Consider the following 13835-nt stretch of genomic DNA (forward strand, 5'->3'; position numbering starts at 1 on the left):
GGCGGCGCTAGCGAGCCGGGTGGTGGGCGGCGACGAGGAGTTCGACGTTGCGGTCCTGGGGTCCGCCGTAGTTGGCCGGGTCGGCGTACAGGTCGTTCACGGACAGCTCCCGGTACAGCGAGGCCAGACCCTCCACGGAGAAGTCGCCGTGGTCCACCTGGTAGGGGCTGTCGGCCTCCAACAGGGTGGTGAACAGCGACATCGTGCCGTCCGCGTTGTCCACGATCTCGATGCTGCGGGCCAGCTGCGGGTGGTCGATGTGCGAGGCGGTGTTGATCTCCCAGAACCCGCGCTCCGGGACGCGGGAGGTGTGCGCCCGCACCCTGTTGTAGTGGGTGTGGCCGTTCACCCAGGCCAGGACGTTGGGGTAACGCTTGAGCATGGCCACCAGGATCTCGCCGGTGAAGCGGAGTTCGGCCGGGCGGCGCCGGTCCGGCAGCGGGTTGTTCATCGTGCCACTGGTGTGGTGGCTGAACAGCACGAACAGCTCGTCGGTCACCTGCTGGGTGCGTCGGCGGCCGAGCAGGTCGTAGTAGACCGAGCTGGACGCGCGCAGGGTCCTCTCCACCCAGTCGTACTGCCGCTTGCCGATGGAACCGTTGGCCAGCCCCGCGAGCGTGGTCGTGTCCATACTGATCCCGGTGACGCCCTCGGCGATCGGGAAGGTGTAGAAGCAGTCCACCCCGTCAGCGTTGGCCTCGGTGTAGCCGTGGCCGACCGGCCCGGGGCCGGTGTTGTCCTCCGCCAGGTGGGCGGCGACGAAGCCCGCCGTGTCGAAGGGCCTGCGCCGCTCGTCCGGGGTGACGGTGGAGGTCAGAGCGGCGGTGGACATCGTTTCGGCGTCGTCGGGGCTCTCGACCTCGTCGGGGATGTCGCCGAGCTGCTCCTCCTCGGTCATGGCCTCGGCCATCTGCTCGGTGACGTCGTCGTCGGCGAACATCAGCTTGCGGTCGCCGACGTAGACCTCGCCCAGGGTGCGAGCGGGCAGGGTCCCCGCCGGGGTGTGGTCGTGGTTGCCGATGGTGCAGTACCAGGGCACGTCCAGCCCGGGGCTGTGGAACTCGGCCGTGGCGGCGGCCAGGTAGCCGGGCAGGTGGGGGAAGCCGCCCCGGTCCTTGTAGCGGTCCGGGTTCTGGCTCTCCGGCTGCCAGTACAGCTCGGAGCCGCAGCTCTGCACGCCCTCGAACAGCCCTGGGGCACCGGTGTCCGGTGTGAGCGAGCCCCCGTTGAGGATCGTCATGAGCCAGTCGAGCTCGATCTCCTCGTGGTTGTCGGTGTTGTCGCCCGTGGTCATCATGAAGTCGAAGGGGCGGCCGGTCACCGGGCCGTTCCGGAGCGAGTTCACCCTCTTGACCAGCGCCGAAGCACCCACCATGGCGAGCGCCTCCTGCGGCCGGTGCGCGCTGGAACCGATGATGGGGTGGGTGTACTCGAACCGCACCGGGCTCTGCACGTCCAGCACGTGCAGGTCGGTGAACTGCACGAAGGCGGCCAGCGGCTCGCGCCGTTCGTCGCGACCGGACTGGGCGGGGACCAGGTCCTCGCGGACCTCCATCGGCCAGCCGGGTCCGGCAGTGAGCAGCTGGTAGTCGTCGCCGACGGGGGAGGCGACCTGGGCGAAGGTGGTGCCCTCGGGGTCGGTGATCCGGTCGAGGGTCTGCCGGACGCGTTCGTCGTGAGTCGCGGCGGAGACGGGGAGAGCGGGCAGACCGAGGGCGAACCCCAGGCCTGTGGAGGCGGTGAGGAATCCGCGCCGGTTGAGGGAAGCCATGGGTGACGGCGTCCTTTCGGCCCTGCCGGGGGCCTGTGGGAGAGCGGGGGCGCCGTCATTAAAGGCCGGAGTCAGGGCGGCGGGCAACGGGGGCGCGGCCGCCGGTGCCGGGCCCGGTTCCGTACGGCCCGGGCAGGGTGGGTACGATCACCGGTTCGGCTCGTTGCGGCCGCTGGCCCGTCGGCGAGGTCCTACCGAGAGTGATCGCTCGGCGTCCGCCCGCACGTCGGCGACCCGTGGCGGGCTGTTCGCCCGCGCCGTGATGAACCGTCATAAAGGTGAGTGCTTCTCACGTTTGGCCGGATGCGGCCAATGCTGCTCCCGATCCGGCCTCGCCCCGGAGCAGGGTTCGGGCGAGAAGGTTCAGACGAGAGGGCTCAGGCGAGGAAGCCCCGGATGAGGGACTCGCTGCCCTCCAGGTGTTCGCGTGCCGCGCGCACCGCCGCCTCGGGGTCCGCGTCCCGGACCGCCTGAACCATCTGGCGGTGCTGGGTGTTGCTGTGCTCCAGGTTGCGCACCAGCATCGGCATGGCGTCGAGCAGGTCGTTCACGCGCATGCGCACCTCGGTCAGCGAACGGGTGAGCGAGGCGGAACCGGTGAGTTCGGCCAGGGTCAGGTGCAGGACCGTGTCCAGGCGCCGGTAGTCATCCACCTCGGCCCCCTCCACCGCCGCCAGCCGCTCGGAGAGCAGCCGGTCCTGGTCGGGGGTGAGCCCTTTCTCGGCCAGCACCACGGCCGCGCCGGTCTCCAGGGCCCGGCGGTGGGTGAACAGGTCGTCCAGGTCCGTGCCGGTGTCCCGCAGGACCCGCTGGGCCTCGCTCCGGCTCGGCTTGGGACGCACGTACGTGACGAAGGCGCCGCCGAACCGCCCGCGCCTGGACTCCACGTACCCGGCCTCCTGGAGGGCGCGCAGGGAGTCGCGGAGGATGACCCGGCTGACCCCGAGCCGCGCGGCGAGTTCGCGCTCGGCGGGAAAGCGCTCCCCGTGCCCGACCACACCCAACCGGATCGCGGACAGCAGCCGCTCCACCGTCTCCTCGAACGGGTTCCCGGTGCGCACGGGGCGGAACACGGCCTGGGCCGCGACCCCGGCCGGACCGTTGTCCGTAGCGCTTGCCGGGTCGCCGTCCGCGGTGCCCGCCGGACTGCTGTCCGAATGGTGCATGTTCGTTCCTTTTCCTTTTTCGATGGTGATGTGCGGCCGAGCCGGGTTCGATGGGGTGTCCCATTGACAGTCCTCGGCGGGGCTGGTTGCATGTTCCACCATTGGTCTGAGATCGAACCATACTCCCAGACGCCACGACGCTGACAAGGAGCCCCAGGTGCGAGCGCACGGCAGCCTCCCCCCACTGTCGCTGGACCAACTCAGAATCGAGGCCGCCTCCGGCGAGGTCGACACCGTCCTGGTCGCCTTCACCGACATGGAGGGCCGCCTCCAGGGCAAACGGCTCTCCGCCCGCTACTTCCTGGAGGAGACCCTCGAGCACGGTACGGAGGGCTGCAACTACCTGCTCGCCGTGGACGTGGACATGAACACCGTCGACGGGTACGCCATGTCCTCCTGGGAGACCGGCTACGGCGACTTCGTGATGGCACCGGACCTGTCCACCCTGCGGCGCACCCCCTGGGCCGAGGGTGCGGTCATGGTCACCGCCGACCTCACCTGGCACGACGGCGGCCCGGTCGCCGCCTCGCCCCGCCAGGTCCTGGACCACCAGCGCCAACGCCTCGCCGAACACGGCTGGCAGGCCTACGCGGGCACCGAACTCGAGTTCGTGGTCTACCGGGACACCTACGAACAGGCCTGGAACAGCGCCTACCGCGACCTCACCCCCGCCAACCAGTACAACGTCGACTACTCGGTCCTGGGCGGCGCCCGCGTCGAACCCCTGCTGCGCCGCGTCCGCAACGAGATGACCGGCGCCGGACTGTACGTGGAGTCGGCCAAGGGCGAGTGCAACCTCGGCCAGCACGAGATCGTCTTCCGCTACGACGAGGTCCAGCGCACCTGCGACCAGCACAGCGTCTACAAGAACGGCGCCAAGGAGATCGCCGCGCAGGAGGGCATGTCGCTCACCTTCATGGCCAAACCCAACGACCGCGAGGGCAACTCCTGCCACATCCACCTCTCACTGCGCGACGATGACGGAACCCCGGTCATGGCCGAGGGCCAGGGGCTGTCGGAGACCGGCCGCCACTTCCTGGGCGGCCAGCTCGCCGCGCTGCGCGAGCTCACCCTGCTGCTGGCGCCCAACATCAACTCCTACAAGCGCTTCGTCCCGGGCAGTTTCGCGCCCACCACCGTCGCCTGGGGCCACGACAACCGCACCTGCGCGCTGCGGGTGGTCGGCCACGGGCCCTCGCTGCGGGTGGAGAACCGGGTCCCCGGCGGCGATGTGAACCCCTACCTGGCCAGCGCCGCCATGGTCGCGGCCGGACTGCACGGGGTCGAGCACGGCATCGAACCGGGCGAGCCGCTCACCGGCAACGCCTACACCTCGGGCCTGCCCACCGTCCCCACCACCCTGCGCGAGGCCCTGGAACTGTGGGAGGGCAGCGCGCTGGCCCGCGAGGCCTTCGGCGAGGAGGTCGTCGCCCACTACGCCAACCGCGCCCGCGTCGAACTGGCGGCCTTCGACGCCGCCGTCACCGACTGGGAGATGTTCCGCGGCTTCGAGCGGATGTAGCGGATCCAGATGACAGGGAGGGACACCCGGTGAACACCGACGAGAGCACGCCGCCCGAGCGGCCGAAGCAGTTCGCACAACAAGGGCAGCGCGAGCAGAAGGTGGTCGACCCGGCCAGCGGGGAGGTGGTGGCCACCGTCCCCCTGGCCTCCGAGGCCGAGACCGACGCCGCCGTCGTCCGCGCCGCCGCGGCCTTCCCCGCCTGGCGCGACACCCCGCCGGGCGAACGCGCCCGGCTGCTGCGCGCCGTGGCCGAGCGCATCGACGCCCACACCGAGGAGCTCGCCCAGCTGGAGGTCGCCAACGCCGGGCACCCCGTCGGCCAGGCCCGCTGGGAGGCGGGCAACGCCAGGGACGTGTTCACCTACTTCTCGGCCGCACCCGAGCGCGCCACCGGACGGCAGATCCCCGTCCCCGGCGGCTGGAGCGTCACCTTCGCCGACCCCCTCGGCGTGGTCGGCGTCATCGTCCCCTGGAACTTCCCGATGCCGGTCCTGTCCTGGGGCACCGCACCCGCCCTGGCAGCGGGCAACACCGTCATCGTCAAACCCGCCGAACTCACCCCGCTCACCGCCCTGCGCATCGGCGAACTCGCCCGGGAAGCGGGCCTGCCCGACGGAGTCCTGCAGGTCCTGCCCGGCACCGGGCCGGTGGCCGGAGCGCGCCTGGTCCGCCACCCCGACGTCGCCAAGATCGTCTTCACCGGCTCCACCCGGGTGGGCAAGGGCATCATGGCGGCGGCCGCCGACGACCTCACCCGCCTCACCCTCGAACTCGGCGGCAAGAGCGCCAACATCGTCTTCGCCGACGCCGACCTGGACAAGGCCGCGGCCGCCGCGCCCATGGCCGCCTTCGACAACGCCGGACAGGACTGCTGTGCCCGCTCCCGCCTGCTCGTCCAGGCCGACGTGTACGAACGCTTCCTGGAACTCCTGCGCCCGGCCGTCGAGGGGATCACCGTCGGCGACCCCCTCGACCCCGACACCGAGATGGGTCCGCTGATCAGCGCCGCCCAGCGCGACCGCGTCGCCGCCTACGTGGACGGCGCCACCGTCCTCTTCCAGGGGAGCGCGCCCCGGGGACCCGGTTTCTGGTTCCCGCCCACCGTGCTCGCCACCCACGACCCGGCCGAACCCGCCTTCCGCGAGGAGATCTTCGGCCCGGTCCTGTCCGTACTGCCCTTCGAGACCGAGGCCGACGCGGTACGCATCGCCAACGACACCGAGTTCGGGCTGGCCGGATCAGTCTGGACCCGCGACATCGGGCGCGCCCTGCGGGTCTCCCGCGCCGTCCGCGCCGGAAACCTGTCGGTGAACTCGCACTCGGCCGTGCGCTACTGGACGCCCTTCGGCGGGATGGGCCAGTCCGGCCTGGGCCGCGAACTGGGCCCCGACGCCCTGGACGCCTTCACCGAGACCAGGACCGTCTTCCTCTCCGACGACACCTGACGGGCCCACCGGACCGACCGCCCCACGGCCCACCCGAGGGGCCCACTTCTGACAGACCCCGTCTGGCGGATCCACCCCTGAACTGGAGGAACACCATGCAGCGATTCCAGGACCGCGTCGCCGTCATCACCGGGGCGGCGGGCGGTATCGGCCGAGCCACCGCGCTCCGCCTTTCGGAGGAGGGCGCCACCGTCGTCGCCGTCGACCTCGACGAGGAGGGCGGCAAGAGCGTGGCCGAGGCCACCGGAGGCGGGTTCATCCGCGCCGACGTCACCGACGAAGCCGCGGTCGAAGCCCTCTTCGCCCGGGTCAAGGCCGAGTACGGCAGCGTGGACGTGGCCTTCAACAACGCCGGGATCTCACCTCCCGACGACGACTCCATCCTCACCACCAGCCTCGACGCCTGGCGGCGGGTCCAGGAGGTTAACCTCACCTCCGTGTACCTGTGCTGCAAGTACGCCCTGCCGCACATGCGCGCACAGGGCAAGGGGGCGATCGTCAACACCGCGTCGTTCGTCGCCACCATGGGTGCCGCCACATCCCAGGTGTCCTACACCGCCAGCAAGGGCGGGGTGCTCGCACTCAGCCGCGAACTGGGCGTGCAGTTCGCCCGCGAGGGCATCCGGGTGAACGCGCTCTCTCCGGGGCCGGTGGACACACCCCTGCTGCGGGAACTGTTCGCCAAGGACCCCGAACGCGCCGCCCGCCGCCTGGTCCACGTCCCGCTGGGCCGTTTCGCCGACGCCACCGAGATCGCCGCCGCGGTGGCCTTCCTGGCCAGTGACGACGCCTCGTTCGTCACCGCCTCCAACTTCCTCGTGGACGGCGGTATCTCCGGCGCCTACGTCACCCCGATCTAGGCTCGTCCCAGGCCCGCCGCCGCCCCGAACCCGGCGAACCCCGATCCCCGCCCCGAAGGAGGCCGCTCTCATGCCACCGGTCGTCGGCATCACCGCCTACGCGGAACAGGCCCGCTGGGGCGAGGCCTGGGACCTGCCCGCCACCCTGCTGCCCCGGCACTACGTGGACTCCGTCGCCGCCACCGGGGCGGTACCCCTCCTGCTGCCACCGGTCGCGGGGATCACCGGGGCGCTGGACCGGCTGGACGGGCTGCTGCTGGCCGGGGGCGGCGACATCGACCCCGGCCGCTACGGAGCTCCGACCGGAACGCACACCGCCGGGGTTCAGGCGGGTCGCGACACCGCCGAGGTGGACCTGCTGGCCGGAGCGCTCGCCCGGGGTCTGCCGGTCCTGGGGGTGTGCCGGGGTATGCAGCTGCTCAACGTCTGCCGCGGCGGCACCCTCAACCAGCACGTGCCCGACGTGGTGGGCCACACCGGGCACCGCCAGCGCACCGGGATCTTCGACACCCACCCGGTCACCGTCGCCGAACACTCCCGCACCGCCCGGGTGCTGGGCCGCACCATGCTCGACGTGCCCACCTACCACCACCAGTCCGTCGCCGCTCTGGGCCGCAACGTCTCCGCCACCGCCTGGGCCGAGGACGGCACGGTCGAGGCGATCGAGTACACGGACGTGTTCAACGTGCTCGGCGTGCAGTGGCACCCGGAGATGGGCACCGACCCCGCCCTTTTCACCTGGCTCACTGAACGCGCAGGCGAAGGAGCCACCGAACACTGAGCCTTCAGCGTCGCCGGGCCGACACGCCTTCGCAGCCACTCTCAGCACCCCGATTCCTCACTCTGGGTGACTGGCTGTTAGGTTGACCGGCGGCATGTCGGATATCAGCGGAAAGTGAAGTGGCCCGGGTGGCGGAGGAGAAGGAGCACGGACGCGTGCGGAGCGCGTTGGTGTGGATCGGGGCAGGGCTGCTGCTCGGGTCCGCGCTGTGGGCGCTGGCCACCGCTTTCGCGATCGGTGAAGGACTGCTGGAGGAGGTGGGCGGCTGGTGGATCGCCGCCGTCGTCATCGCCTGCTTCGTGCTGGCGTTCGGGATTCGCTGGCAGGAACACCCCCACGTGTACGTGAGCGATCACAGCACCGTGCTGTACCGGTGCTGGATGGTTCTGTTCTGCCTCGCAGGGCTGGCCCTGCTCGGGCTCTACTCCCTGGCCGACCCCTTCAGGTTCTTCGGTTCGGTCCCGCTGTTCGACACCCTGTCACCGTTCGTGCACCTGTGGCTGGCGATGTGCGCCTTCGCTCTGGGAGCCGTGTTCATGCTGCTCTCGTGGCGGGTCCCCAACCCGAGGCCGTTCGGGCGGAGCATGACCCTGCTCGGCGCCGGTGCGCTGGCGGTGGTCGTCCTCGGGGGCGCGATCGTTCTGGTCGTTCCCCGGGAACAGCACCGGGTGGCCGACGAGCTCGGCGAGCCCGCTCCGGTCCCGGCCGAGGTTTCCCAGGTCGGCTGGGAGTGGCAGCCGCCGCAGGGCGCCTCAGTAGTCGAGGTGCGTGTGGGAAGCCACGGGCCGCTGGCCCTCCTCCGGGACGGGGTCGTGTCACTGGACGGCGAGACCGGCGAGGTGCTGTGGTCCTACCTGCGCCCCCACGACCCGGTCCATGACGTGTGGCGCGACGATGGCAGCGTGTTCGTGAGCTACGAGACCCGAGCCGCCTGGGGTGACTCCGGACAGCTGGTGACGGTGCGGCTGGACGAGCGGACCGGGGAGGTGCGCGGTGAGACTGCCGTCGCCCTCCCGGACTGGCCCGAAGAACCGTTCCGCGAGCCCGGCGCAGTGAAGCGTGAGGCGCTGTCGTTGCCCGAGGAGTGCGTGGTCTCGTCGTGGGACGTGCAGAGTCACGACGGCTTCTTGCTCGCCCCGGTCGGATGCCTCGTTGACGCGGACACGGAGACCCTCGAGAGTGTGGCCCGCTCCGGCTCTCCGTTCGACTGGCCGGACGTCGAGGTGGACGTCATGGTCGTCGCGGTCGACCGATTCGAGGAGAGGGAGCTCTGGCATACGGAATGGCCCGCCCGATCAGAAGAGGATTTCCACTTCCCGCGCCTGTCCTTGGTGGAAGGGCCGCCCGGAGAGCAGCAGGTTCTCCTGAAAGAGGGATGGCGGGAGGGTGTCGCGCTGTTGGACCTGGGGACCGGGGAGGAGGTCGTGGCGCTTCCGGACGACCTGATGGCCGGTGACTCCTCGCGTACCTGGGTGTCGTACGCCGATCCAGACGGCTCCGTCGTCGCCGTGGACACCACTGAGCGGGGCCGCTGGGAAGAGCCACAGTTTACGTTCCACCAGGTGAACGCGGCCGGGGAGATCATCGATACGGCCGTGGTTGAAGGGGCTCACCTGGAGAACGTGGTCGATACCAGTGGCATCGCCGTATTGGACGGGTCCCTGCTCATCGGATGGGACGGACACGTGGTGGACGCGCCCTTCGGGGAGGTCACCCAGTGGAGTGCGGAGTCCTTCCTGCCGGTCTCGGATGTCAGCGGCGCGGGCCTGAAAGTGGTTCCCGGTGCGGTCGTGGTGAGCGAGGGCGGAAAGCCGGGGCTCACCGGCATGGTGCCCTGACCCACCCGCAGCAGACCTCCGAGGCACTGCTAGCTTTTCGTGGCGGAAAGTGGCCTTTCGGTCACGAGATCACGGAGTGGTAGGCGGTGCGGGGTGGTGCGCGAGCGGCGCACGGAGAAGGCCCTGTCCTGGGTCGGGGCGGGCACGGTCGCGGGGGCGCTGCTCCTGGCGGCGGTGACCGTGGCCCTGCACTGGGCGGGCCAGGACACTGCGGTGTTCCAGGAAGCCGGGTTGGCCTGGTTCTGGGCTTGCGTGATCGGCGGGTTCGTCCTGGTGCTCGGGGTGCGCTGGAAGAACGTGCGTGCCGGTGAAGCAGCGGATGCGGAGAGCGGCTGGGATTACGCCCTGTGCCTGGCCGGGGCAGCGGCCCTCACCGCCCTCATCGCGGGCAACGGCGTGCTCTTGGGCGCGGACGCTCCTGAAATCGGCGCGCTCTCCCTGATCGAGCTGAGGATGGCGGTCGTGGTCTGCGCTGTCCCCCTGGGTGTGCTGCTCATGCTGACCGTCGTGCGCCGACCGCTCCTACCGCCCCGAAGCCGCTCTCTGCCGCCCTTCGCCGCGGGCGTGCTTGCCGTTGCGTTGGTCGGGGTGACCGTGCCGTTGCTCCTCGTCGATGAGGAGGAGGGCGGTGTACGGCACGTCGTCGCCGAGGACCTGCCGGGGGTGGCGGCATTCCCGGAACGGGTCAACCGGTCCGGGTGGATCTGGGAACCCGAGCAGTCGGGCACGATCGACCGGATCGTTCGGGGGGCTCACGGCCCCCTCGTGGTCCTCAGCGACGGTGTGGTGTCCCTGGACGGGACCGACGGCACGGAGATCTGGTCGTACCGTGAGCCCGCTGCCAGGGACGCCACGGTCTGGGTGGGAAACGGACACGTGCTCTTCACCCGAGTTCCGGAGCGGGACGAGGATGCCGCGGAACAGGGCGAGGACGCACCCGAAGAGCTGGCCACCCGGGTGTTCGACGTGGTCAACGGTGCACTGGTCACCGAGTTCAGCGCAGACACAGGTGAGGCTTCGGAAAGCAGTGCTCGTGCTCTCGTGGGCTGGTCGGACGGTGTCCGCGTGCATTCCGACCGGCGCGATGGCGTCGAGCGGGACGAGGCGCCCGGGGTGAGCGCCTGGGACGCGGAGTCCGGCGAGGAACTGTGGTACCTGAACCCGGCCCCCGAACCGGGGATGGCCTGTGCGGGTGAGCCGCCCCGGGTACGCGCGGAGACGGTCGTGTTCGCCGTGGCCTGTGTCCGCGAGGAGGATCTCACCGGCAGTACACGGGAGATCGAATCCCTTATCCGTGACGAGGAACCCGACAAGCGGTTCAGGGTGGTCTCCGTGGATCTGCGTACCGGTGAGGAGCAGTGGAGCTACGAGTTGGAGGGGGAGGGGGTTTTCGTCCCCGACCGGCCGTGGGCGGCCCCGGGTGCGGACGGCCGGGGCAGTGTCCTCGCCGTGCAGGGCTACTACTCGTCTGACCCGGTCCTCCTGCTGGACCCGGAGAGCGGAGAGGAACTCATGTACCTGAGCGAGGACATGGTCGAGGCGGAGGAGGGTCTTTACCGGGAGGCGGTCATCGACGTTGACGGCAGCGGCATCACCATGCTGTTCTCCCGGTCGGGCGAGGGGGCTGAGGTCGGCCGCATCGATCCGGACGGCAACCGCACACCGCTGATCGGAGCGGGTGGTGCCTACGCCAGTCGTTACAGCCACAGGGCTGTACTGCCGGAGCAGGTGGTGTTCACCACTGACGAATCCGAAAGGGCCGGGGACCGGGCCCAGGTCAGCGTGGCCTCGCACGGGGAGCTGTTCGGTGGGGGACTGCGCAACCGGATCGTTCTGGGAAGCCGGGCAGACGTGGGACAGCTCGTGGCTGTCCGCGGTGGGGTCGCCGTCCTACTGACCGAGCCGCGCCACCAGGGTGCGCGGGTGGAAGGTCTGGTGCCGTGATGCGTTGGATCAGTGCGGACACGATCTGGCGGCTGATCTCCTGGGCGGGCACCGGGGCAGTTCTAGGCGGGGTGCTCGCGTTGGTGGGAGCCGCGTTGCTGAGCCCCGCGGAGCGCTGGGGTGAGACCTTTCCGCTGCTTCACTGGGGGCTGGGCGGCGCGATCGTTCTGCTCACCGCTGCCTGGGCTCTGCCCGGCGGTGAGCACACACCCGGGTCGGGGTGGGATCGTCGCCCCGGTGAGGGTTCGGGTCCGCTCCGTGCGGCGGCCGTCCTTGTGGGGTGCCTGGCGGTGCTGGTGGCCCTGCGGGAGGTCCCGGGCGCCCGGACTCCGGTTCGCGCGTCGGGGGAGGGGGAACCGCTGCCGGACGTCCTGGTGGACTTCGGGGCTGTCTCCCACCTGTGGTACCTGTCCGCGCTCACGCTGCTGGCGGGCGCACTGATGCTCGCCGTCGCCGGGCGCCCCGAACCGCTCCGGCCAGCCTCCGGGCGGCCCCGGATACAGGCGGTATCGGCTGGGCTGGCCCCGGTCGTCGCCCTCGCGGTGCTCGCCGTCCCCCCGGTCTTGGACCGGGACCCTTCCGTGCACACCCTCGCCGAACCGCTCGCCTCGGCCAAGGCGGCAGCTTCGGTCCACGGTGACGAGGTCACCTGGGTTTGGGAGCACCCCGAAGCGGGATCGGCGGGTGAGATCTCCGTGGCCGCGACGGACACCGGGGCGCTGATCCACGGCCCTCGGGGCGTGTGGGCCCTGGACAGCCGGGACGGCAGCGAACGCTGGCGGTTCCAGCCGGTCGGTGAGGTTCTGTGGTCCGAGCCCACCCCCGACGGCGAACGCGTGGCGGTGCTGTACCGAGACGAGACCGGAGCGGACCACGAGCAGCGGTCCGTGGCGGTGCTGGCCGCCGACACCGGTCGGCCGGTCGGTTATCACCGGATCCGAGACGAGGCGGACCGCCTTCTCCTGACCGACCGAGCTTTCCTGCAGGTGGAGGAGAGCGGCCGCTTCACCCTCCGGGACCATGAATCCGGGGAGGCGACCCTCTACCGGAGAGACAGGGGATGTGCACAGACCGGTGCTCCGGTCATCGCGGATGCCAGGATCCTGGTCCCCGAGGAGTGTCCCCCGGACGAGGACGACGCCGAGTCGGCAGAGGAGGAGTCCCACCAACTGCGAGTACTGACCGAGGCGGGTGGCACCTACGGCAGACGCGAGATCCCCGGTCCCGTGGAACAGGTGCTCTCCGCCCCCGACGGCTGGGCCGTGGTGGTCCACTACGGCGGTGACGACCCGGGGGTGCTGGCCGTCCGCAGCAGGAACAGGGGTGTGACCGCTGAGAACCTGCCCACCGAACCCGGCAGGGTGGTTCCTGTCGACGGTGAGCTGCTGATGCACACCGAGACCGACGAGGACACCGACCAGGTCGAGTACCGCCTGGAGCGGCCGGTGGTCGGCGAACCGGGCGGGGACATCCCCGACACCGAGACCGTGGACAGCCTCGTGTTCGCCACTCCGGCCCCCGTTCCGGAGAGCGTCGCGGTCAGCCCCGAGCTGTTCGCCGGGGTCCGCGCGGAGGGGCCCGACGGGAACGAACCGGCCGTCCTGCTCGTCGGTTCCTGGGGTGCCGACGGCATCGAGGTCCCGCTGGACTCGGCTGCCGAGGGCCTGGCCCCGGACGGCTCGACCTTCGGAGTGGCGCTGGCCCCGCACGCGATCGTGGTGTCCGGCTTCTCCGTCGGTGACCGCGCCCAGGTCATCGGTGTGGGATCCGGCGCAGTGAGCTGACTCCCGCCTTGACCCCTGAGCTGCCCTGGTCTGAACGGCCCCGCCGATGCGGTAGGGTTTTACCTGTTGGCGGGGGCGGAAACGCCGCCGCTCAGCGGACGGGACGTAGCGCAGTTTGGTAGCGCACTTGACTGGGGGTCAAGGGGTCGTGGGTTCAAATCCCGCCGTCCCGACAGAGCAGTAGCGGTTCATAGAGGGGTCCACCATCTGGTGGGCCCCTTTCTGCGTCTCGGGTGGGGTGGAGCCGGGGCGTGTGGGATGTTGTCCCGCGTCGTGCGGGATCTCCTTCATCGTGGCCGCCGCGGAACGGCGCGGCACCAGTTTGCTGTCCTGACACGGCTCCGCCGCTGCCGCGTGGCGCCGTTCGAGCCCGTTGGGGCGGTCGGGATACCTTGCGGCCTCCGTTGCGGCCTCAGTTTCGTCTCCACGTCGTGGAGATGGCGCGATCGCCTTCACCCTTGTGGTCGCAGGTGATTCACGCTTGGCCGGGCTTCGTGCCGAGCGGTGCGTACGAGTCGCTGATCCAGGGGTTCCGCGCCTCGGTGCGGAGCGTGCGCGGCGGTTCGGTGACGGGTCGCCTCCCAGCGGGCCCTTCGTCGTGTGTACGCGGGCCCGGTCTTCGGTGCTCCGCGCCCCAGACTCCGTCCCTGCTCTGACTTCCCACTGCGGGCGCCGCCCGGGTTCCCGTTGGTATCCGGCTTTCACCCCTACCCCCTGGGGG

The 13835-nt window shown here is 70.6% G+C and carries 9 protein-coding genes and 1 tRNA gene; 8 read left to right on the plus strand and 2 right to left on the minus strand.

Going from position 1 to position 13835, the window contains the following annotated elements; genetic code table 11:
• Positions 1–7 precede the first annotated feature (7 nt).
• Together NE857_RS12230 and NE857_RS12235 are read right to left on the minus strand one after the other, a co-directional pair.
• On the minus strand, positions 8–1771 hold the full coding sequence (locus NE857_RS12230; RefSeq protein ID WP_254421087.1) for a TIGR03767 family metallophosphoesterase: 1764 nt from the start codon (positions 1769–1771) through the stop codon (positions 8–10).
• 377 nt (positions 1772–2148) lie between these two features.
• Entirely contained in the window at positions 2149–2937 is a 789-nt protein-coding gene (locus tag NE857_RS12235; RefSeq protein ID WP_254421088.1) for a FadR/GntR family transcriptional regulator, read from the minus strand.
• 157 nt (positions 2938–3094) lie between these two features.
• Between NE857_RS12235 and NE857_RS12240 the strand changes: the two genes are divergently transcribed.
• The 8 genes from NE857_RS12240 to NE857_RS12275 all read left to right on the plus strand — a co-directional run bounded on the left by NE857_RS12240 (position 3095) and on the right by NE857_RS12275 (position 13287).
• Positions 3095–4459: a glutamine synthetase family protein gene (locus tag NE857_RS12240; RefSeq protein ID WP_254421089.1), complete on the plus strand. Its 1365-nt coding sequence runs from the start codon at positions 3095–3097 to the stop codon at positions 4457–4459.
• 29 nt (positions 4460–4488) lie between these two features.
• Positions 4489–5907, plus strand: coding sequence for an aldehyde dehydrogenase family protein (locus NE857_RS12245; protein ID WP_301184325.1), 1419 nt, complete (start codon positions 4489–4491; stop codon positions 5905–5907).
• A gap of 95 nt (positions 5908–6002) precedes the next feature.
• Positions 6003–6767 carry a 3-oxoacyl-ACP reductase gene (locus tag NE857_RS12250; protein ID WP_017579935.1) on the plus strand — a complete coding sequence of 255 codons (765 nt, stop codon included), beginning with the start codon at positions 6003–6005 and terminating at the stop codon, positions 6765–6767.
• Between the two features lie 70 nt (positions 6768–6837).
• Positions 6838–7548, plus strand: coding sequence for a gamma-glutamyl-gamma-aminobutyrate hydrolase family protein (locus tag NE857_RS12255; RefSeq protein ID WP_254421090.1), 711 nt, complete (start codon positions 6838–6840; stop codon positions 7546–7548).
• 155 nt (positions 7549–7703) lie between these two features.
• Positions 7704–9386, plus strand: coding sequence for a hypothetical protein (locus NE857_RS12260; RefSeq protein WP_254421091.1), 1683 nt, complete (start codon positions 7704–7706; stop codon positions 9384–9386).
• 96 nt (positions 9387–9482) lie between these two features.
• Positions 9483–11330 (plus strand): outer membrane protein assembly factor BamB family protein, encoded by a 1848-nt coding sequence (locus tag NE857_RS12265; protein ID WP_254421092.1) that lies wholly within the window; start codon positions 9483–9485, stop codon positions 11328–11330.
• Positions 11330–13114, plus strand: coding sequence for a PQQ-binding-like beta-propeller repeat protein (locus tag NE857_RS12270; RefSeq protein WP_301184326.1), 1785 nt, complete (start codon positions 11330–11332; stop codon positions 13112–13114). Before NE857_RS12265 ends, NE857_RS12270 begins: the two co-directional genes overlap by 1 nt.
• A 99-nt stretch (positions 13115–13213) precedes the next feature.
• Positions 13214–13287 (plus strand) — tRNA-Pro (locus NE857_RS12275).
• The last annotated feature ends 548 nt before the right edge of the window (positions 13288–13835 follow it).

The organism is Nocardiopsis exhalans, from assembly GCF_024134545.1.
GTDB lineage: Bacteria > Actinomycetota > Actinomycetes > Streptosporangiales > Streptosporangiaceae > Nocardiopsis > Nocardiopsis exhalans.